Origin of the sequence: Citrobacter sp. RHBSTW-00671, assembly GCF_014103415.1 — a bacterium.
Classification (GTDB): domain Bacteria; phylum Pseudomonadota; class Gammaproteobacteria; order Enterobacterales; family Enterobacteriaceae; genus Citrobacter.
Genome location: NZ_JABXPR010000001.1, coordinates 2,321,671 through 2,342,329 on the forward strand (window position 1 = coordinate 2,321,671; position 20,659 = coordinate 2,342,329).

Sequence of the window (20,659 nt, forward strand, 5' to 3'; positions counted from 1 at the left end):
AAAACAGGGCAGTGAATATGGTAACCATTCGTGATGTGGCACGGCAGTCTGGTGTTTCTGTAGCGACCGTTTCCCGCGTACTCAACAACAGTGCGCTGGTGAGTCCTGACACGCGTGAAGCGGTAATGAAAGCTGTGACTCAGCTCGGCTATCGCCCTAATGCCAATGCACAAGCGCTGGCGACGCAGGTGAGCGACACGATTGGGGTCGTGGTGATGGATGTATCAGATGCATTTTTTGGCGCGTTGGTCAAAGCCGTGGACCTGGTTGCCCAGCAGCATCAGAAGTACGTCCTGATAGGCAACAGCTACCACGAAGCTGAAAAAGAACGTCACGCCATTGAGGTACTGATTCGTCAACGTTGTAACGCACTGATTGTTCACTCGAAAGCGTTGAGCGATCGCGAGCTGGCGGAGTTTATGGATCAGATCCCCGGTATGGTGCTGATCAACCGCATTGTGCCGGGCTATGCGCATCGTTGCGTCTGTCTGGATAATATTAGCGGCGCTAAAATGGCAACCCGTATGCTGCTGAACAATGGGCATCTACGTATTGGTTACCTGGCGTCGAGTCACCGCATTGAGGACGATGCAATGCGTAAAGAAGGGTGGCTAAGTGCTCTGAAAGAACAGGGGATTACCCCGGCCGACAGTTGGATCGGTACCGGTTCACCGGATATGCAGGGCGGAGAGTCCGCCATGGTGGAACTACTGGGACGTAACCTGCAACTGACGGCAGTCTTCGCTTACAACGACAATATGGCCGCTGGCGCGCTAACGGCGTTAAAAGACAACGGCATCGCCATTCCATTACATCTGTCTATCATTGGTTTCGACGATATTCCCATCGCACGTTACACCGACCCGCAGCTGACAACGGTGCGCTATCCCATTGCTTCTATGGCAAAAATGGCCACCGAGCTTGCGCTACAAGGCGCGGCGGGAACGCTGGATCCTGATGCAACACATTGCTTTATGCCGACGCTGGTGCGACGTCATTCCGTGGCTCTGCGGCAGAATGCGGCACCGATCACTAACTGATAATGTCGGGCTATGTAACCGCTTTCAATATGTGAGTAAATTCACAGTATCTTAACAATGCGATAGCTATGATGACACTGTTTGCTGCGCTGTAACTACTATGTAACGGTGAATAATCACTTTCATCGAGGTATAGGCGTCTTAAACAACAATTAAAGCCTGTTTTTGGAGCGTTGCCAGACACGGAAGAAATATTTTTAAAAGTGAGCTTCGGCGTTCAGTAACACTTCAGTAACGTTCTGCCTGCCGAGCATTTATCTCAAGTACTACCCTGCATAATAAAACCGGAGATACCATGAATAAGAAGGTGTTGACCCTGTCTGCTGTAATGGCAAGCATGTTATTCGGCGCGGCTGCGCACGCTGCTGATACCCGCATTGGTGTGACTATCTATAAATATGACGATAACTTTATGTCTGTGGTACGTAAGGCTATTGAAAAAGATGCCAAAGCGGCGCCGGATGTACAGTTGCTGATGAATGACTCGCAAAACGATCAGTCCAAACAGAACGATCAGATTGATGTGTTGTTGGCAAAAGGCGTGAAAGCACTGGCTATCAACCTGGTTGACCCGGCAGCAGCAGGAACGGTAATTGAAAAAGCACGCGGTCAGAACGTTCCTATCGTGTTCTTCAACAAAGAGCCTTCTCGTAAAGCGCTGGACAGCTATGACAAAGCCTTCTACGTCGGTACTGACTCCAAGGAATCCGGCATCATTCAGGGCGATTTGATTGCTAAGCACTGGGCCGCTAACCCGAACTGGGATCTGAATAAAGACGGCAAAATTCAGTTTGTTCTGCTGAAAGGCGAACCGGGACACCCGGATGCTGAAGCACGTACGACCTACGTGATTAAAGAGCTGAACGACAAAGGCATTAAAACTGAGCAGTTGCAGTTAGATACCGCAATGTGGGATACCGCTCAGGCGAAAGATAAAATGGATGCGTGGATGTCTGGTCCTAACGCAAACAAAATTGAAGTGATTATCGCCAACAATGACGCCATGGCGATGGGCGCAGTTGAAGCGCTGAAAGCGCACAACAAAACCAGCGTCCCGGTATTTGGCGTCGATGCGCTGCCTGAAGCACTGGCTCTGGTGAAATCTGGTGCCATGGCCGGTACCGTGCTGAACGATGCAAACAACCAGGCGAAAGCGACTTTCGATCTGGCGAGAAACCTGGCTGATGGCAAAGGCGCGGCAGACGGCACCAACTGGAAAATTGAGAACAAAATTGTTCGCGTTCCATATGTAGGTGTCGATAAAGATAATCTGGCAGAGTTCACCAACAAATAAATACTCCGTCTGTGGGCGCAATTTCATTGCGCCCTTAATTACGCACTCTGCAAGGCCAACAAGGTATAATTATGGTCAGCACTAATACTCAGTCGTCAGGCGAATACTTGTTGGAAATGAGCGGCATCAACAAGTCCTTTCCCGGCGTTAAGGCTCTTGATAATGTCAATTTAAAAGTCCGCCCACATTCTATTCATGCTCTGATGGGCGAGAATGGCGCTGGAAAGTCAACATTATTAAAATGTCTTTTTGGGATCTATCAAAAAGATTCCGGTAGTATTTTATTTCAGGGTAAAGAAATCGATTTTCATTCTGCTAAAGAAGCGCTTGAGAATGGTATTTCAATGGTACACCAGGAATTAAACCTGGTATTACAACGTTCTGTAATGGACAACATGTGGCTGGGGCGCTATCCCACCAAAGGTATGTTTGTCGATCAGGAAAAAATGTACCGCGATACCAAAGCGATTTTCGATGAACTGGATATTGACATCGATCCGCGTGCGCGTGTCGGAACATTATCTGTTTCGCAAATGCAGATGATTGAAATTGCGAAAGCATTTTCGTATGACGCCAAAATCGTCATTATGGATGAACCGACCTCATCGTTAACCGAGAAAGAGGTTAATCATCTGTTTACCATCATCCGTAAGCTGAAAGAGCGTGGGTGCGGGATTGTGTATATTTCTCACAAAATGGAAGAAATCTTTCAACTGTGTGATGAAATTACCGTGCTGCGCGATGGTCAATGGATTGCGACCCAGCCGCTGGAAGGGCTGGACATGGATAAGATCATCGCCATGATGGTCGGACGCTCACTGAACCAACGTTTCCCGGATAAAGAGAACAAGCCGGGAGAAGTGATTCTGCAAGTGCGTAACCTGACGTCTCTGCGTCAGCCGTCGATTCGTGATATCTCTTTTGATCTCCATAAAGGGGAGATTCTCGGCATTGCCGGTCTGGTTGGCGCGAAACGCACCGACATCGTTGAAACGTTGTTTGGCATTCGCGAGAAATCATCGGGCACGATTACGCTCCACGGCAAAAAAATCAATAACCACAGCGCGAATGAAGCGATTAACCATGGTTTTGCGTTGGTTACCGAAGAGCGTCGCTCAACCGGTATTTATGCCTATCTGGACATTGGTTTTAACTCGTTAATCTCCAATATCCAGAACTATAAAAATAAAGTCGGCCTGCTGGATAATTCCCGCATGAAGAGCGATACCCAGTGGGTAATTGACTCGATGAGGGTAAAAACACCAGGGCATCGTACGCAAATTGGTTCGCTTTCTGGCGGTAATCAGCAAAAGGTGGTCATTGGCCGTTGGTTGTTAACGCAGCCGGAAATCCTGATGCTGGATGAACCGACACGCGGTATTGATGTTGGCGCGAAATTTGAGATTTATCAGTTGATTGCTGAACTGGCGAAAAAAGGAAAGGGGATCATTATTATTTCCTCTGAAATGCCGGAGCTGTTAGGTATTACCGATCGTATTCTGGTGATGAGCAATGGCCTCGTCGCGGGAATTGTTGAAACCAAAACCACAACGCAAAACGAAATCCTCCGTCTTGCGTCTTTGCACCTTTAAGATTAGGGGCTCCTCATGAGTGCGTTAAATAAGAAAAGTTTTCTTACTTACCTGAAAGAAGGCGGAATTTACGTTGTTCTTTTGGTTTTGCTGGCAATTATTATTTTCCAGGATCCCACTTTCTTAAGTTTACTGAACCTGAGTAATATTCTGACGCAATCCTCGGTGCGTATTATTATCGCGCTGGGCGTTGCCGGGCTGATTGTTACGCAAGGGACGGACCTGTCAGCAGGGCGCCAGGTCGGTCTGGCGGCGGTCGTGGCGGCAACCTTGCTGCAGTCGATGGAGAACGCCAACAAGGTGTTCCCGGAAATGGCGACGATGCCCATTATTGTGGTCGTGCTGATTGTCTGCGTTATCGGTGCTGTCATCGGTCTGGTAAACGGTATCATCATTGCTTATCTGAATGTGACGCCCTTTATTACTACCCTCGGTACGATGATTATCGTCTACGGTATTAACTCCCTGTATTACGATTTTGTTGGGGCATCGCCAATTTCTGGCTTTGACAGCGGGTTCTCAACCTTTGCGCAGGGCTTTATTGCGCTGGGTAGTTTCCGACTCTCCTACATTACTTTCTATGCCTTGATTGCCGTGGCCTTTGTTTGGGTGCTGTGGAACAAGACCCGTTTTGGTAAAAATATTTTCGCTATCGGCGGTAACCCTGAAGCGGCGAAAGTGTCCGGTGTAAACGTGGCGCTGAACCTGCTGATTATCTATGCGCTGTCTGGTGTGTTCTATGCCTTCGGTGGTTTGCTGGAAGCAGGGCGTATCGGTTCTGCGACCAACAACCTCGGCTTTATGTACGAGCTGGATGCTATTGCGGCATGCGTGGTTGGCGGCGTGTCGTTCAGCGGTGGCGTGGGGACGGTTTTCGGCGTGGTGACCGGTGTGATTATCTTCACCGTCATCAACTACGGTCTGACCTACATCGGCGTGAACCCTTACTGGCAGTACATTATTAAGGGCGGCATCATCATCTTCGCCGTCGCGCTGGATTCACTGAAATACGCACGTAAGAAGTAACGATTAGAACGCTAAAAGCCCGGTGCAGCGCAATCTGCACCGGGCTTTTTTGTGAGTGTTACAATGTTAACGCATGCGCTTTCTCGCCGGTTTTAAATTTCACCTCACCGAGATCGATACAGGCTACCGGGCAAACGTGACCGCACAGCAGGCAGCCCACGCATTTTTCAGTGTTGCAGTGTGGTGTACGGGTCTCCTCATTCCATTCCATCGCCTGGTGCCCACCGTCATAGCAGGAGATGTAGCAGCGGCCACAGCCCACACATTTTGCGAGATTGATATGCGGATAGACGATGTAGCTACGATCAAGTTCCTCTGCGGGGATGATATTGGCATTGGCGAGACCGACCATCTCCTCCAGCGAGTCAAATCCTTGATCGGCGAGGTAATGCGACAGCCCGCTGGTCATGTCCTCCACGATTCGGTAGCCATACTGCATGACTCCGGTGGTTACCTGCAGCGTGGCAGCACCCAACAGCAGAAACTCGGCGGCGTCCTCCCAGGTTTCAATCCCCCCAATGCCGCTAATCGGGAAATCGCGCAGTTCAGGGTGCATACGCAGTTGCTGAATAAAGCGCAGAGCGATAGGTTTCACGGCCTTGCCGGAGTAACCAGAAATACTGGATTTACCGTTGACGACCGGCATCCCGATTTTGCGCTTCAGGTCGATATTGGTGATGGATTTAACCGTATTGATGGTCGCGATACCGTCAGCACCTCCGCGCTTAGCTGCCAGCGCCACCTCGCACATATCACCAATATTCGGTGTCATTTTAGCCAGCATTGGTAAGGTTGAGCCGCGTTTCACTGCCCGACAATACTTTTCGACCAGCTCAGGGCTTTGCCCGACATCGCTGCCCATGGCATGTGAGGTCATTTGCGGACACGAGAAGTTGCATTCGATCATGTCTGCACCGGCCTCTTCAACCAGGCGAGCCAGCTCCTGCCACTGTTCTTCGTTTTCACCCATGATCGACGCAATCAGGACCTTGTCAGGATAGTCCTGTTTCAGTCGGCGAATTGCGGCCAGATTCTCCTCCAGCGGATGCTCGGCAATTTGCTCCATGTTTTTGAAGCCGATAAAGCCGGTATCTTCTTTGGTCAGATGGTCAAAGCGTGGGGAGACTTCATTGGCGATAAAGAAACCGATTGTCTTAAAAACAATACCGCCCCAGCCGGTATCATAGGCTTTGGCGCACATCTCATAGCAGTTGCCCACCGGCGAAGAAGAGAGGCAGAACGGGTTGGGAAATTTGACGCCGCAAAAAGTAATAGAAAGATCTTTCGTTAACATGAGCAAGCTCCCTCTAAATAGTGATGAATGGCCTGAGCGGCTTCTTTTCCGGTTTTCACGGCGTATACAACGGTTTTATCGCCTTTAACAATATCGCCCGCGGCAAACATAACCGGATCGGCGGTTTGGTAATTGTGCGTATCGATAAGGTTGCGCTGCGGCTTTAACGCAGCAAAATCATCAAGCTGCGCATGTTGACCGACGGCAAGAATAATATGTTCGGCTTCAAGCGAGAGTTCTCCCAGCAGGCGTACGTGCTTAAAGGTGACGCGATTTCCACTAACCGCCACAGGCGTGAAACCGTCAATAATCGATACCCCTAACGCCTGGGTGCTGTTGAACTCTTTGTCGCTGGCAGGGAATTCGGCCAGTTCCTCACGCGCGACACAGGTGACGGACGGGCAGCCCAGCAGTTTCAGTGTACTGGCGACATCCATTGCCACATCGCCACCGCCGATGATCAATGCGCTTTGCGCGACGGTAATATTGCCGCCTGACTGTCGGGCCCGTTGCAGAAAGTCGACGGCAATTTCGACATTATTCGCCTGGTCAAACAGAGGCAGCGTAGAACCGTAAGACATCCCTACGGTCACCAGTACGGCGCGGTATTCTGTTTTGAGTTGCTCAAGGGAGAGGGCATTACCCACTTCACAATTGCATCTGATGGTCACGCCCATTTCCACGATACGGGCAATCTCATTATCTAAAACCGTCTGCGGCAGACGAAACTCTGGAATGCCATAACGCAACCAGCCGCCTGGCTGGGCCTGCTTTTCGAAGAGGGTGACGTCATAGCCAAGATTACTCAGCGTTACGCTGGCCTGTAATCCGGCCGGACCTGCACCGATGATGGCGACCTTGCCCAGCGTTTTTGTTGCGGGCTGATAGATTTTCATTGCGGTCTGCTGTTCAAAATCGGTAATAAATCGCTGCAGACGCGCAATATCGATAGGTTTATCAATTCCTGAACGCGTACATCCGCGCTGGCATAATTTTTCGGTTGGGCATACCCGGGCGCACACCGCACCGAGCGCATTATTTTCCCGAATAGTTTCAGCCGCGCCTTTAAAATTGCGGAAATAAATGGAGCGAATAAATTTCCCTGGGTCGGTTTGTGCCGGGCAATCCTGACTACAGGGGGCATCGTGACATAATAAACAACGAGAGGCCTCTTTTATTGCTAATAATGGGGTAAAAGCCGGCGTGAGCTCATCCAGATAATTTTGTTGTGGCATATTTTCTTCCTTAATGCTTGAGTAAATTAAGGCAACCCTTTAATAACAAAATATAAAAAGTGAAAGGCTATTCTTAAGGCTAAGCACTGCAGGAAGAGTATTCTGTGAAAGGATTCACAAATAGAAGAAGGTGTGAGGGAAATGCTGACGGGCAGCATGAATCCCTTATATTGAAATGGTAACTGTTATCATAATATTAGTTATTCTCAACCGCCAATATAAAGGCAATATCGTTAACGATAAAACACCAAATAAACAACCATACCTAATGATAAACATCCGCACCCGGCATAAACCAGCACATAGGACCAAAATTGCAAAGGCTCTTGCGAGCGATAGGCGTAAACCGGTTCGCGCGCATTCTTCTTAATTTTATCTACGGCCCCGGAGCGCCATCCTTTCCAGGCTTCACGGAAACAAAAAAGGGGAATGAGCAGAAAGGCCAATACGACGAAGAGTGTTTGTACATCCATGCTTATTTTCCTTGTTTCTTTTGTAATTCGAGTAATTGTTCAGGCGTGACTGCCGGATATCCCTGAGCATCATCGGGTACCTGATGCATGGTCGGGATAGGTACCAGCGGACCTAAAAAACGGGGTTCGCGTTTAAAAAGGTAGAGATCGGCCAGCGCGCCAAAGCGAGCGCCAAATTCGCGCACCCGCACGGTAAGCATATCTTTAGGCGAGGGTACCGCATAGCACTGAGCCTGAATGCCCATATGTAGCGCAATAAACAATGCGCGCTCACAGTGGAATCGCTGAGTAATGATGATGAAATCGTTGGTATCGAATACTTTGCGGGTGCGTACAATCGAATCAAGCGTACGGAACCCTGCGTAATCAAGCACGATGTCAGCGGGATCGACGCCCGCGGCAATCAAGTCTTTACGCATCGTCATCGGTTCGTTATAGCTTTGCTGCGCGTTGTCGCCGCTAAGGAGCAGATAGTTTACTTTGCCGCTGTTATACGCATTTAATGCGCCCTGAATGCGGTAGCGGTAATACTGATTGATGACGCCGGTACGGTAGTATTTTGCCGTGCCCAGGACAACGCCAACCTGACGGTAGGGGAGATCCTGTAATTCGTCATAGATGTAGGGGGCCGTCTTCCAGCTCATCCATCTGTCGAGCCCAAGCACTGTCAACAGCAGCAAGCCTACCAGGACTAACAAGCTGTAAAACACGCGCTTTAACATGCAGAAAACTCGATAATTGGATGGAATGTCAATCAGGCTACTGTACCCAACGGCGGAGCGCAAGAAACAGCAGTCTGATTGAGGGGATTTTAGTCACTGTTGCCCGATGACGCGGCGCCACCGGGCATCACGATTTAACCGAGTAGTACGCGCTCGATATTGTCACAGCCCAGCGCGTTCAGGGTGGCAGACGTCGCATCCCACTGGATAAGCGCCGCATCCGCTTTTTCTGCCAGCACCGCACGTTGAATGTCCGGATAGTCGTAACCGTTCAGACTCAACAGGTTTAATGCACCCTGCAACGGTGGCAGCGTTGGGTTGAAGGCGGCGTTTTCAGCATAACTACCGCTGAAAATCTGACCATCTTTACACTCCAGCGCCACGCCGCTCGGGGAGTTGCTGTAGGGCATATGGCATCTGTTTGCTGCGGCAATCGCCGCCTGGGTCAGCGCATCGCCTTGCAGCGCGAAGCCGTGATCCTGGTCGTCCATCAACAGCGTTTTGATGTCGAGATCTTTTGGCCCAAAAGCGTCCGGCAGATAGTCGCGCAGTGCGTGTGGTTCACGCCCGGGCAGGTGAATACGTAAATCCAGTCCGCTGTTCAGCTCATTCATAAACTGACGGCAGTGCCCGCAAGGGGTGTAGTTGACGGTAATCGCGGCGAGTCCTTTTTCGCCACGTAACCAGGCATGGCTAATAGCGCTCTGCTCGGCGTGAACGGTTTGCTGCATTGTGGCACCCAGAAACTCCATGTTCCCACCGAAATACCAGGTTCCGCTGATACCTCGTGAGATTGCGCCAACGTTGAAGTTGGACAGCGGGGTGCGTGCGCAGGCCGCAGCTAAAGGCAGCAGAGCGAATGCCAGCGCGTCTTCGTCCAGTCCCGATTCGCGTTTAAGCAAAGATACCTGATCAGCCGTCAGCATGGCGGGGAAATGTACATCCGCCAGAATAGGGGCCAGGGCTGATTGCAAGTTATCCGCGAGTTGGGCAAAAGCAGTTTGAAAACGTGGATGCATGGCGTTGCCTCATAACAATGTAATGGAACCGTAGTTTACGGGCCTGACAGGGCTTTATATGTGATCCAAATCTCATTGTGTATGCAACTTATGAAACTTAAATGAAAAATGTGCAACGCATCGCAAATAAACAGCTTAAAAATGCAGATTAGCCTACCACCGCCAGGATAACCGGGAACAGGAAGGGGGCAACCAATGAGGTGATAATCCCGCAAATCACCAGCGCCAGCGAGCTAAATGCGCCTTCCTGGTAGTCCAGTTCTGCACAACGAGCCGTGCCCAGGGCGTGTGAAGCCGTACCCATTGCCAGTCCACGCGCTGCCTTGGTGCGAATGCGCATGGCATTGAGCAAGGTATGGCCAAATACGGCGCCGAGGATACCGACAAAAATGACGCACACTGCGCTGATTGCCGGAATACCACCAATACTGCCACCCACAGCCATAGCGATAGGCGTGGTGACCGATTTAGGCATAATAGAGGCGGCAATCTCTGGTGAAGCTCCCATCAGCAGGGCAATTGAGGTGCCCGTGACCATGGCCACGACACTGCCGGCAAAACAGATGGCGATAATGGATTTCCAGCGGGCACGGATTTGGTGCAACTGTTCATATAACGGGTAGGCTAGCGCGACGACGGCAGGTTGCAGTAAATCGTTCAGCACCTCGCTGCCTTTGAAGTAGTGATCGTAGGGGATACCGGTCAGCATCAGAAAGGGAATAATCACCACCATTGCGACGAGCAACGGATTCAGCAACGGCAGTTTGCATCGCGCTGCCAGCTTACGTGCAGCAAAAAATACCGCCAGGGTGAGGGGTAACGACCACCAGATATACGACATCATTGTTTAGACCCTTTTTGGCCAACGATTTTGCGTTCGCCGTGAACAATGTGCGAGCTCCAGCTCACTACCAGGAAAACAACCAGTGTACTGATGGTGCAGGACACCACGACCGGACCAAATTGTGCGCGTAGCAAGTCAAAGTACTGCATGATCCCCACGCCAATCGGGACAAACAGCAGGGCCATGTAACGAATCAGTACGTAGCAGCCTGGGTTTACCCATTTTGCCGGTAAGATCTGTAATGCCAGTAATACAAACAGAATCAGCATGCCGATAATGCTGCCCGGAATCGTGATTGGCAGCAGTGATGCAAGAAAAATACCTGCATAGAGGCAGGCATAAATGAGGACGAATGCGCGTAAATATTGCCAGATAATGTTCAGTGACTTGCTCATATTTGAAACCCTTGACGAGACTGATTCATCATACAATTAAACTTTAAAACGTGCTACCGATCACATCATGAATTCTAAGCATAGTGGAGATAGATATCTGGAACATCAGGCAATGCCCCCAATCAGCATAACCAAACCTGTGCCCGGCGCTGAGACGCTTTAATCTCCTGCATAGAGACGTTACCATAGCGCCTCTCTTTTTTGCGGGTAACAATATGCGTGTTTTACTGGCGCCGATGGAAGGCGTGCTCGACTCACTGGTGCGCGAGCTGCTGACTGAAGTAAATGATTATGATCTCTGTATCACCGAATTTGTTCGCGTGGTGGATCAACTACTGCCGGTAAAAGTCTTTCACCGCATTTGTCCTGAGCTGCTTAACGCCAGCCGCACGACATCCGGTACGCCGGTGCGTATACAACTGCTGGGGCAGTATCCGCAGTGGCTGGCAGAAAATGCAGCCCGCGCGGTTGAGCTGGGTTCGTATGGCGTCGATCTAAACTGTGGCTGTCCGTCGAAGCTGGTGAACGGCAGCGGCGGTGGCGCAACGCTACTGAAGGACCCTGAGCTGATTTACCGTGGCGCTAAGGCCATGCGTGATGCGGTTCCGGCCCATTTACCGATGACGGTAAAAGTGCGTCTGGGCTGGGACAGCAGCGACAGGCAGTTCGAAATTGCTGATGCCGTCCAGCAGGCCGGTGCCAGTGAGTTGGTGGTGCACGGTCGAACGAAAGAGCAAGGTTATAAGGCCGAGCACATTAACTGGCAGGCTATAGGCGAGATCCGCCAGCGTCTCAATATCCCGGTTATCGCGAATGGTGAGATCTGGGACTGGCAAAGCGCACAGGACTGTATGGCTATCAGCGGATGCGATGCCGTCATGATCGGGCGCGGTGCGCTTAATATCCCGAATTTGAGTCGTGTGGTGAAATATAACGAACCGCGTATGCCGTGGCCTGACGTCGTGACGTTACTGCAAAAATATACCCGACTGGAAAAACAGGGTGACACCGGGCTGTATCATGTGGCGCGTATCAAACAGTGGCTGGGCTATCTTCGTAAAGAATATGTTGAAGCGACAGAACTGTTTCAGGAAATTCGGGCTTTGAATAATTCACCGGATATTGCACGCGCGATTCAGGCCATCCCTATTATCGCCTGATGGCGGCGTAACCGCCTTATCCGGCCTACGGAACGGACGCGTATTTCGCAGGCCTGATAAGCGTTTGTGACATTACGCCTTCATTTATAATTCAGTGGAATTATTTTGACAGAACCATTTGTTATGTATATGTTTCTTAATTATGTGATTTTATTTCAAAAGATGTATTGCCACGCGTAACTAAAAAAGAGAATGCGGTAAGTCGTACTCTCTGTGCATCTTTTCTTACCTGTATATTCCCATGAATCGTAATTCTGTTCTTGTTGCAACGGCATGTTTGCCGCTGCTTATTTTGATGGTTGGTTGTGCACCCATGCATGACAATCGTCAATCGCTGTCACAGCAGACACCCGCAGTGAACGTTGATTCCGCGTTGCCTGCGGCATTAAAAAATGGTTGGCCGGATAGCCAATGGTGGAAGGCGTATCATGATCCACAGCTGAATGCGTTGATTGACAGCACCCTCAAGAATTCTCCAGATATGCAGGTAGCAGAACAGCGCATTCAACTGGCAGAAGCGCAGGCTAAAGCGGTTAAGGCGCAGGATGGTCCAGAGATTGATTTTTCCGCAGATGTGGAGCGTCAGAAAATGTCGGCTGAAGGGCTGATGGGACCGTTTGCTACCGATTTGGATGGAAATACGGGGCCGTGGTACACCAATGGAACCTTTGGTTTAACCGCGGGCTGGAACCTGGATCTGTGGGGTAAAAACCGGGCTGAAGTGGCGGCGCGTATTGGTGAGGTGAAAGCGCGTGAGGCTGAACGTGAGCAAACCCGCCAGTTACTGGCGAGCGGCGTATCGCGTTTGTACTGGGAGTGGCAGACACAGGCGGCGCTGAAAACCGTACTGACGCAGATTAAAAACGAGCAGCAGAACGTCATCACCGTCGATCGTCAACTGTATCAAAACGGGATTACCTCTTCTGTCGAAGGTGTTGAAACGGATATCGATTCCAGTAAAACGGAGCAGCAGCTGAACGATGTCAGCGGCAAAATGAAGGTGATAGAGGCGCGGCTGAGCGCACTGACCAACTCGCAATCTTCCGTCATGAAGCTTAAAGCAACGGCGCTACCGGCGGTCGAAAGCCAGCTACCGTCCCAGCTTGGTTATTCGCTGCTGGCCCGCCGCCCTGATTTACAGGCTGCACACTGGTACATCGAGTCATCGCTGAGCAGCATTGATGCGGCAAAAGCGGCATTCTATCCGGACGTGAACCTGATGGCGTTTTTACAGCAGGATGCGCTACATCTGAGCGATTTGTTCCGCCATTCCGCACAGCAGATGGGCGTGACGGCTGGGCTGACGCTGCCTATTTTTGATAGCGGCAGACTGAATGCGAATCTCGATATCACGAAAGCGCAGAGCAACCTGACGGTGGCAAATTACAACAAGGCAGTGGTCGATGCGGTGAATGACGTGGCGCGTGCGGCATCACAGGTAGAAACGCTGGCGCAGAAGAACCAGCATCAGCAGCAAATTGAACATGACGCACAGCGCGTCGTGGGGCTTGCGCAGGCACGATATAGCGCCGGTATCATTGCGGGTTCCCGGGTTAGCGAGGCCAAAATTCCGGCATTACGCGAACAGCTTAATGGTCTGGTTCTACAGGGGCAATGGCTGGATGCTTCTATACAGCTGACCAGCGCACTGGGCGGCGGTTACCGCGCCTCCTGATAGTCTGACCCGGCAGAAGCCGCTGTCGGGTCAATTTGCCTGTTCTTTGCGTTTACTTCGCCGTTTCATCCACCAGCGGGCAGCCACTACAACGCCGATAACCAGAACCAACCACACCCCATGTTTAATATGCTGGTCGAGGCTATGCAACCATGGGGCAATCACTTCACCGCCCACATAGCCGAGCGTGGTAAACAGCAAAGCCCAGACAAACGCCCCCAGGATATTCAGTGGGATGAAAATCTTCGGCGGCAGGTGGCTGGCTCCAATCAGCAACGGGCCAATGACGCGAAAGCCGTACATAAAGCGCGTGCCGACCACAAACAGATAGGGACGCCGTTGGATCATCTTCTGCGCATAGTGGATTTTTGCCCGATGACGCGAGAAACGACGTAAAATTTTGCCGCCATAACGACGCCCAAGTAAAAAGAGTAACTGATCGCCAATCATCCCGCCCAACGCGACGGAGAGTACCACCAGCGGAAATTTAAGAATTCCCTGATGCGCAGCAACACCGCCTAGCAAGGTAATGGTTTCGCCTTCGGCAAGGCTGCCAATAATCAGCGCCGCATAGCCGTATTGCTCAACATAATGCGTTATATCCATACGTTGTATGACCTCCACGCTCCATAGCATACACCCAGTGAATTGTTCATGCCGGAAAAGCAGCAACTCAGCGCATCGGTATTTTTCATGTGTACATAAAATAATCAAAAGCTGAATTATACTTGAAGTGTTGAGGTCCGGAGCTGACAAGAAGGGGGCGGTATGAACCATGTCTGGGGGCTGTTTTCCCATCCCGATCGTGAAATGCACGTGATCAACAGCGAGAACGAAAGTGTTTCGCATCACTATACCCACCATGTCCTGCTGATGGCGGCAATTCCGGTGATTTGTGCGTTTATTGGCACCACGCAAATTGGCTGGAATTTTGGCGACGGCAATATCCTGAAGTTATCCCTGTTTACCGGATTTGCGATGGCAATTCTGTTTTACGGTGTGATGCTGGCGGGTGTGGCCATTATGGGCAGAGTGATCTGGTGGATGGCGCGTAATTACTCGCGACGCCCGTCGCTGGCGCATTGTATGGTCTTTGCCGGATATGTTGCCACGCCGCTGTTTTTAAGCGGGCTGGTGGCGCTGTATCCGCTGGTCTGGCTGTGTGCGCTCGTGGGAACCATTGCGCTGTTTTACACCGGCTATTTACTCTATCTCGGTATTCCAACGTTCCTGAATATCACTAAAGAAGAAGGGCTGAGCTTTTCCAGTTCAACGCTGGCGATTGGCGTACTGGTGCTGGAGGTTCTGCTGGCGATTACGGTGATCCTGTGGGGCTACGGCTACCGATTATTCTAGGTGTACAACTTATCTGCGCTGCGTTGTTGGCGTAAAAGCCAGCAACGCAGCATTTCGAGATGATTCTTCTGTAGCGGCAAACCTGCCGGATCGCTATGATGCCAGAGCTAGCCTGAGATAATCCTTATTTCAGGCGGTGTGCGTTGTGACGTGCGTGAACCATTATCAGAAACCTCATCATGCTGAAATTCCGAGTTTCATTATTAAGTCTTGCCCTGGTGCTGGCCGTTCCTTTTGCACCCCAAGCCGTAGCGAAAACGGCGACTACCGCAGCGGCATCTCAACCTGAGATTGCTTCGGGTAGTGCGATGATTGTTGATCTGAATACCAACAAAGTTATCTATTCGAACCACCCGGACCTCGTGCGTCCGATTGCGTCGATTACCAAATTAATGACGGCGATGGTAGTGCTTGACGCACGACTGCCGCTGGATGAAAAACTGAAAGTTGATATCAGCCAGACGCCGGAAATGAAAGGCATCTACTCTCGTGTGCGTCTGAACAGTGAGATCAGCCGTAAGAATATGTTGCTACTGGCGCTGATGTCCTCAGAAAACCGCGCAGCGGCAAGCCTGGCGCACCACTATCCGGGCGGTTATAACGCATTTATCAAGGCGATGAATGCGAAGGCGAAATCGTTGGGAATGACCCAGACGCGCTTTGTGGAACCGACTGGCTTGTCGATTCATAACGTCTCGACGGCGCGTGATTTAACGAAACTGCTGATTGCCAGCAAGCAGTATCCGCTGATTGGTCAGTTGAGTACGACGCGTGAAGACATGGCGACCTTTGCTAATCCGGCTTATACGCTGCCGTTCCGTAACACCAACCATCTGGTGTACCGCGATAACTGGAACATTCAGCTCACCAAAACGGGGTTTACTAATGCCGCCGGTCACTGTCTGGTGATGCGTACGGTCATTAATAACAAGCCGGTTGCGCTGGTGGTCATGGATGCCTTTGGCAAATACACCCACTTTGCTGATGCCAGTCGTTTACGCACCTGGATCGAAACCGGCAAGGTGATGCCTGTTCCGGCCGCGGCGCTGAGCTATAAAAAGCAAAAAGCCGCCCAGATGGCGGCAGCGGGTTCAGCGACAGGTGAGCAAACTGCGCAAAACGATTAAACCGTAGGCCGGGCAAGCGAAGCGCCCCCGGCAACGTGCCCGATGGCGCTTACGCTTATCGGGCCTACGATTCTTTCCAGTACTTCTGCTTACTGGTTTTACCAATGCCTGGATTCATACTGTTGGTCGGGTCGTTCTCGCGATAAAAACGCGTCAATGTTTCTGGCGCTTTATACAGATGTCCCACGTTATGTTCTGCAGGGTATTGTGCCCCGCGTTCACGCAGTAACACCAGCATTTGCTCTTTCAGTTCGTGAGCATCCACACCTTTCTTCACGATGTAATCCTGATGGAAGACATAGCACATAAAGTGGCCGTAATAGAGCTTGTGAACCAGCTTGCTGTCTATTTCCGGCGGCAGGTGCTCATACCATTCGGTATCGTTACGGCGCAGCGCAATATCCAGCGCCAGAATATCTTCCACTTCATCCGCATGGACGGCCTGATATCGAATGGCCGCCCCCGCCGCGGCGAAGCGGTGCAAAAAGGCCTTGCTACCTTCTTCCGGCGTACAGGCAAAGAAATCACCTTCGGCGGTTTTGAAAAACTCAGTCAGCCAGCTCTGTGCTTCTGCTACGCCGCCACCGGCCATTTTTAACAGCAGGTGATGTTCGTATTTATCACGCCAACTTTTCATCCGTGCCGGTAAATGGCTGGGGAATAAATGGCCAAACTTCTGCATCGCCCGGTCGGTAAAGTGCGGGCGGAAAATTTTCACTTTTTCCAGCATCGCATCGGTGCGGCCTTTCAGCGTAAAGAAAAACGGCATTTTGTCAGTGCCGAGTTTGTCGATCATCAGAAACGTATCTTTGCCATAGGTTTCGGCGATGTCATAGATATCGCGGTGCATATATTCACCCGCGACCGGCAGATGTTCAAATTTGGCCAGAATATGACGACGGATTTCTGTCAGCACTTCTGGCTGGTTGGTGCCGATATAAAATACCTGCTGGTTTTTCTCAGCCTCAAAGGTATCCAGGCGCACGGCGAACACTGCAAGCTTTCCGGCGCAACCAGAAGATTCAAACAAACGCTCAGGGTCTGCGTTATAGCGTGCCGGCGTATCGGCCTCAATATCTCTGACGCGGGTGACGTAATCATGATCGTGTGCGTGACGCCCATCGTGCTGGACATCATCATCTTTGATCCGCTCGTCGTCGAGTTTACTGAGGATCTGCTCCGGCGTTTGACCCAGCTCGATACCCAGATGGTTGACCAGCTGTAACTTACCCTGCTCATCAATACGTGCAAAGAGCGACATTTCTGTGTATGCCGGACCACGTTGTACCAGCGAGCCGCCAGAGTTGTTGCAGATACCGCCGATCACGGAAGCACCGATACAGGAAGAGCCGATCACCGAATGCGGTTCACGGCCAAAAGGTTTGAGCGCCTTTTCCAGTGAATACAGTGTCGTACCGGGATACGCCAGCACCTGTTCACCGTTGCCGATGACGTGCAGCTTATCGAGGCGCAGAGTACTGATGATAACGATGTCGCGATCGTAATCATTGCCGCTAGGCGTAGAGCCTTCGGTCAGACCGGTATTGGCGGCTTGCATCAGGATTATTTTGTCAGCCGAGACGCAGGCGCTGAGGACACGCCACAGTTCTAATAGCGAGCCAGGGAAAACGACGGCGAGCGCCTCGCCCTGGCCCGAGCGGAAGCCTTTACGATAACGGGCCGTTTTGGCCGGTTCGGTGAGCAGGTGTGAATGGCCGACCAGTCGGGTCAATTCAGTCAGAAACGCTTTATTATCAGTTGTTGTAATGGAAGACATTCTCCACTCCTTGTGGTGGGACTCAATATCAGGAACAAGCATAGCGCTATGTATGACAATACGCTTTCTCATTCGCATTGTCTCTGTGTTGTATCCCACTGATTCATGCTGGTTTTGAAAATTCAGAGAATATCCTTAGCTTTCTTCCCCACTCCCGTTTAGGCTTACGGCAAGCTGCGGTTTTTGTTATATTTTCGCTGCCTCGTCGGGTAGAAATTAAGAGAGAATCAACATGAAATGGCTATGTTCTGTAGGTGTCGCGGTGGGCCTGGCGTTGCAACCAGCGCTGGCGGACACCTTGTTTGGTAACCATCCACTGACGCCTGAAGCGCGGGATGCGTTTGTGACCGATTTACTCAAACAGATGACCGTGGATGAGAAAATTGGGCAATTGCGTTTGATAAGCGTCGGACCTGATAACCCGAAAGAAGCCATCCGTGAGATGATCAAAGATGGACAGGTAGGGGCGATTTTTAACACCGTCACGCGCCAGGATATCCGTAAGATGCAGGATCAGGTTATGGAACTCAGCCGCCTGAAAATCCCTCTCTTTTTCGCCTATGACGTGCTGCACGGTCAACGCACCGTGTTTCCGATAAGCCTTGGCCTGGCATCCTCTTTTAACCTTGATGCGGTCAGAACCGTTGGCCGGATTTCTGCGTATGAAGCCGCAGACGATGGCCTGAACATGACCTGGGCGCCGATGGTCGATGTCTCCCGCGATCCGCGTTGGGGCCGTGCGTCCGAAGGTTTTGGTGAAGATACGTATTTAACTGCCATCATGGGCAAAACCATGGTGGAAGCGATGCAGGGGAAAAGCCCGGCCGATCGCTATTCAGTGATGACCAGCGTCAAGCACTTCGCCGCTTATGGCGCCGTTGAGGGCGGTAAAGAGTACAACACTGTGGATATGAGTCCGCAGCGCTTATTCAACGACTATATGCCGCCGTACAAGGCCGGACTGGATGCCGGTAGCGGTGCGGTGATGGTGGGGCTTAATTCACTGAATGGGACGCCTGCCACCTCTGATGCCTGGCTGCTCAAAGACGTGCTGCGCGATAAGTGGGGCTTTAAAGGCATAACGGTTTCCGATCATGGCGCAATTAAAGAATTGATTAAGCATGGAACCGCGTCCGACCCTGAAGACGCTGTGCGCGTGGCGATCACGTCCGGTATTAACATGAGCATGAGCGATGAATACTACAGTAAGTATCTGCCGGGACTGATTAAGTCGGGCAAGGTTTCGATGGCGGAACTCGACGATGCCGCGCGCCATGTACTGAATGTGAAATATGATATGGGTCTGTTTAACGACCCGTACAGCCACCTGGGGTCGAAAGACTCTGACCCACAGGATACCAATGCTGAAAGCCGTTTGCATCGCAAAGAAGCCCGTGACGTGGCGCGTGAAAGCCTGGTATTGCTGAAAAACCGTCTGGAAACATTGCCACTGAAAAAAACAGCAACTGTGGCAGTTGTCGGACCGTTGGCAGACAGCAAACGTGATGTCATGGGTAGCTGGTCTGCGGCGGGTGTTGCCGAACAGTCTGTCACGGTACTGACAGGCATTAAAAATGCCCTGGGTGATAAAGGTAAAGTGGTCTACGCCAAAGGGGCGAATATCACCAACGATAAAGGTATTGTTGATTTCCTTAACCTGTACGAAGAGGCGGTGAACGTTGATCCACGCTCGCCGCAGGCGATGATTGATGAAGCCGTTAACGCGGCGAAACAGTCTGACGTGGTTGTTGCGGTCGTGGGTGAAGCGCAGGGGATGGCGCATGAAGCGTCCAGTCGAACCGATATCACTATCCCGCAAAGCCAGCGTGATCTGATTGCTGCGCTGAAAGCAACCGGGAAACCGCTGGTGCTGGTGCTGATGAACGGTCGTCCACTGGCACTGGTGAAGGAAGATCAGCAGGCTGATGCGATCCTCGAGACCTGGTTTGCCGGCACCGAAGGCGGTAACGCCATTGCTGATGTGCTGTTTGGCGATTATAACCCGTCAGGTAAGCTGCCGATGTCTTTCCCACGATCGGTGGGGCAGATCCCGGTCTATTACAGCCATCTTAATACTGGTCGCCCGTATAACGCCGATAAGCCGAACAAATATACGTCGCGCTACTTTGATGAAGCGAATGGTCCGTTGTATCCCTTTGGCTATGGCCTGAGCTACACCACGTTTACCGTGTCTGATGTGAAGCTCTCTGCACCGACAATGAAACGTGACGGAACAGTGACTGCCAGCGTGCAGGTAACCAACACCGGCAAGCGTGAAGGGGCGACAGTCATTCAGATGTATTTACAGGATGTGACAGCCTCAATGAGTCGTCCGGTAAAACAGCTGAAAGGCTTTGAGAAAGTGAACCTCAAGCCAGGTGAAACCCAGACCGTCAGTTTCCCCATTGATATTGACGCGCTGAAGTTCTGGAACCAGCAGATGAAGTACGATGCGGAGCCGGGCAAATTTAACGTCTTTATCGGCGTGGACTCTGCCAGAGTGAAGCAGGGCGAGTTTGAACTGCTGTAATGGGTGAATAAAGCCACCGACAGTGCCTGATAGCGCTACGCTTATCAGGCCTGCGAAATCCTATCATCCGGTAAATTCACGTTGGGTTTACCGGATTTTT

The 20,659-nt window shown here is 51.2% G+C and carries 18 protein-coding genes; 9 read left to right on the forward strand and 9 right to left on the reverse strand.

Features of this window, described 5'->3' with window-relative positions; genetic code table 11:
* Nucleotides 1-17 precede the first annotated feature (17 nt).
* The 4 genes from galS to mglC all read left to right on the forward strand — a co-directional run bounded on the left by galS (nt 18) and on the right by mglC (nt 4,952).
* Entirely contained in the window at nt 18-1,040 is a 1,023-nt protein-coding gene (gene galS / locus HV261_RS10910) for an HTH-type transcriptional regulator GalS (RefSeq protein ID WP_202038271.1), read from the forward strand.
* Between the two features lie 295 nt (nt 1,041-1,335).
* Nucleotides 1,336-2,334 carry a galactose/glucose ABC transporter substrate-binding protein MglB gene (gene mglB / locus HV261_RS10915; RefSeq protein ID WP_202038272.1) on the forward strand — a complete coding sequence of 333 codons (999 nt, stop codon included), beginning with the start codon at nt 1,336-1,338 and terminating at the stop codon, nt 2,332-2,334.
* 71 nt (nt 2,335-2,405) lie between these two features.
* On the forward strand, nt 2,406-3,926 hold the full coding sequence (mglA, locus tag HV261_RS10920) for a galactose/methyl galactoside ABC transporter ATP-binding protein MglA (protein ID WP_137382286.1): 1,521 nt from the start codon (nt 2,406-2,408) through the stop codon (nt 3,924-3,926).
* A 15-nt stretch (nt 3,927-3,941) separates the two neighbouring features.
* A complete protein-coding gene (mglC, locus tag HV261_RS10925) occupies nt 3,942-4,952 on the forward strand; it encodes a galactose/methyl galactoside ABC transporter permease MglC (RefSeq protein WP_005129205.1) in 1,011 nt (336 codons plus the stop codon).
* A gap of 58 nt (nt 4,953-5,010) precedes the next feature.
* On the opposite strand, the gene preA is transcribed toward mglC, so the two are convergent.
* The 7 genes from preA to HV261_RS10960 form a co-directional block, all read right to left on the reverse strand.
* Nucleotides 5,011-6,246, reverse strand: a complete 1,236-nt coding sequence (gene preA / locus HV261_RS10930; protein ID WP_202038273.1) for an NAD-dependent dihydropyrimidine dehydrogenase subunit PreA — start codon at nt 6,244-6,246, stop codon at nt 5,011-5,013.
* A complete protein-coding gene (locus HV261_RS10935; protein WP_202038274.1) occupies nt 6,240-7,481 on the reverse strand; it encodes an NAD(P)-dependent oxidoreductase in 1,242 nt (413 codons plus the stop codon). Before HV261_RS10935 ends, preA begins: the two co-directional genes overlap by 7 nt.
* Nucleotides 7,482-7,714: 233 nt before the next feature.
* Nucleotides 7,715-7,954, reverse strand: a complete 240-nt coding sequence (locus tag HV261_RS10940; protein WP_137382289.1) for a DUF2542 family protein — start codon at nt 7,952-7,954, stop codon at nt 7,715-7,717.
* A gap of 2 nt (nt 7,955-7,956) precedes the next feature.
* Entirely contained in the window at nt 7,957-8,676 is a 720-nt protein-coding gene (sanA, locus tag HV261_RS10945; protein ID WP_137382290.1) for an outer membrane permeability protein SanA, read from the reverse strand.
* Nucleotides 8,677-8,810: 134 nt separating this feature from the next.
* Nucleotides 8,811-9,695: a cytidine deaminase gene (gene cdd, locus HV261_RS10950; RefSeq protein WP_202038275.1), complete on the reverse strand. Its 885-nt coding sequence runs from the start codon at nt 9,693-9,695 to the stop codon at nt 8,811-8,813.
* 148 nt (nt 9,696-9,843) lie between these two features.
* Entirely contained in the window at nt 9,844-10,539 is a 696-nt protein-coding gene (locus HV261_RS10955) for a CidB/LrgB family autolysis modulator (protein WP_202038276.1), read from the reverse strand.
* Entirely contained in the window at nt 10,536-10,934 is a 399-nt protein-coding gene (locus HV261_RS10960; protein ID WP_005129194.1) for a CidA/LrgA family protein, read from the reverse strand. The genes HV261_RS10955 and HV261_RS10960 overlap by 4 nt, the downstream gene beginning before the upstream one ends.
* Nucleotides 10,935-11,149: 215 nt before the next feature.
* On the opposite strand from HV261_RS10960, the gene dusC reads away from it, so the two are divergent.
* The gene (gene dusC / locus HV261_RS10965) at nt 11,150-12,094 is read left to right on the forward strand and encodes a tRNA dihydrouridine(16) synthase DusC (RefSeq protein WP_202038277.1); all 945 of its coding nucleotides are present in this window, start codon (nt 11,150-11,152) and stop codon (nt 12,092-12,094) included.
* Nucleotides 12,095-12,335: 241 nt separating this feature from the next.
* Nucleotides 12,336-13,769: a multidrug resistance outer membrane protein MdtQ gene (gene mdtQ, locus HV261_RS10970; RefSeq protein ID WP_202038278.1), complete on the forward strand. Its 1,434-nt coding sequence runs from the start codon at nt 12,336-12,338 to the stop codon at nt 13,767-13,769.
* Between the two features lie 30 nt (nt 13,770-13,799).
* Here the strand turns inward: mdtQ and HV261_RS10975 are convergent, their stop codons facing one another.
* Complete coding sequence (locus tag HV261_RS10975; protein WP_137382295.1) at nt 13,800-14,375, reverse strand: DedA family protein; 576 nt, start codon at nt 14,373-14,375, stop codon at nt 13,800-13,802.
* Between the two features lie 162 nt (nt 14,376-14,537).
* On the opposite strand from HV261_RS10975, the gene HV261_RS10980 reads away from it, so the two are divergent.
* Both HV261_RS10980 and pbpG read left to right on the forward strand, forming a co-directional pair.
* Nucleotides 14,538-15,125, forward strand: a complete 588-nt coding sequence (locus HV261_RS10980) for a Yip1 family protein (protein ID WP_005129189.1) — start codon at nt 14,538-14,540, stop codon at nt 15,123-15,125.
* A 179-nt stretch (nt 15,126-15,304) separates the two neighbouring features.
* A complete protein-coding gene (pbpG, locus tag HV261_RS10985) occupies nt 15,305-16,252 on the forward strand; it encodes a D-alanyl-D-alanine endopeptidase (protein WP_048211180.1) in 948 nt (315 codons plus the stop codon).
* A 64-nt stretch (nt 16,253-16,316) separates the two neighbouring features.
* Here pbpG and dld read toward each other — a convergent pair whose 3' ends face one another.
* Nucleotides 16,317-18,029: a D-lactate dehydrogenase gene (gene dld, locus HV261_RS10990; RefSeq protein ID WP_202038279.1), complete on the reverse strand. Its 1,713-nt coding sequence runs from the start codon at nt 18,027-18,029 to the stop codon at nt 16,317-16,319.
* A 232-nt stretch (nt 18,030-18,261) separates the two neighbouring features.
* Here dld and bglX point away from each other — a divergent pair, with 232 nt between their 5' ends.
* Entirely contained in the window at nt 18,262-20,559 is a 2,298-nt protein-coding gene (bglX, locus tag HV261_RS10995; protein WP_202038280.1) for a beta-glucosidase BglX, read from the forward strand.
* Nucleotides 20,560-20,659: the final 100 nt, after the last annotated feature.

What these genes read in the sequence shown, in the direction of transcription:
- HV261_RS10960 (WP_005129194.1), bottom strand. Translation starts at nt 10,934, where the DNA reads ATGAGCAAGTCACTGAACATTATCTGGCAATATTTACGCGCATTCGTC.
- sanA (WP_137382290.1), bottom strand. Translation starts at nt 8,676, where the DNA reads ATGTTAAAGCGCGTGTTTTACAGCTTGTTAGTCCTGGTAGGCTTGCTG.
- cdd (WP_202038275.1), bottom strand. Translation starts at nt 9,695, where the DNA reads ATGCATCCACGTTTTCAAACTGCTTTTGCCCAACTCGCGGATAACTTG.
- pbpG (WP_048211180.1), top strand. Translation starts at nt 15,305, where the DNA reads ATGCTGAAATTCCGAGTTTCATTATTAAGTCTTGCCCTGGTGCTGGCC.
- preA (WP_202038273.1), bottom strand. Translation starts at nt 6,246, where the DNA reads ATGTTAACGAAAGATCTTTCTATTACTTTTTGCGGCGTCAAATTTCCC.
- mglA (WP_137382286.1), top strand. Translation starts at nt 2,406, where the DNA reads ATGGTCAGCACTAATACTCAGTCGTCAGGCGAATACTTGTTGGAAATG.
- HV261_RS10935 (WP_202038274.1), bottom strand. Translation starts at nt 7,481, where the DNA reads ATGCCACAACAAAATTATCTGGATGAGCTCACGCCGGCTTTTACCCCA.
- mglB (WP_202038272.1), top strand. Translation starts at nt 1,336, where the DNA reads ATGAATAAGAAGGTGTTGACCCTGTCTGCTGTAATGGCAAGCATGTTA.
- HV261_RS10940 (WP_137382289.1), bottom strand. Translation starts at nt 7,954, where the DNA reads ATGGATGTACAAACACTCTTCGTCGTATTGGCCTTTCTGCTCATTCCC.
- dusC (WP_202038277.1), top strand. Translation starts at nt 11,150, where the DNA reads ATGCGTGTTTTACTGGCGCCGATGGAAGGCGTGCTCGACTCACTGGTG.
- dld (WP_202038279.1), bottom strand. Translation starts at nt 18,029, where the DNA reads ATGTCTTCCATTACAACAACTGATAATAAAGCGTTTCTGACTGAATTG.
- mglC (WP_005129205.1), top strand. Translation starts at nt 3,942, where the DNA reads ATGAGTGCGTTAAATAAGAAAAGTTTTCTTACTTACCTGAAAGAAGGC.
- mdtQ (WP_202038278.1), top strand. Translation starts at nt 12,336, where the DNA reads ATGAATCGTAATTCTGTTCTTGTTGCAACGGCATGTTTGCCGCTGCTT.
- HV261_RS10980 (WP_005129189.1), top strand. Translation starts at nt 14,538, where the DNA reads ATGAACCATGTCTGGGGGCTGTTTTCCCATCCCGATCGTGAAATGCAC.
- bglX (WP_202038280.1), top strand. Translation starts at nt 18,262, where the DNA reads ATGAAATGGCTATGTTCTGTAGGTGTCGCGGTGGGCCTGGCGTTGCAA.
- HV261_RS10955 (WP_202038276.1), bottom strand. Translation starts at nt 10,539, where the DNA reads ATGATGTCGTATATCTGGTGGTCGTTACCCCTCACCCTGGCGGTATTT.
- HV261_RS10975 (WP_137382295.1), bottom strand. Translation starts at nt 14,375, where the DNA reads ATGGATATAACGCATTATGTTGAGCAATACGGCTATGCGGCGCTGATT.
- galS (WP_202038271.1), top strand. Translation starts at nt 18, where the DNA reads ATGGTAACCATTCGTGATGTGGCACGGCAGTCTGGTGTTTCTGTAGCG.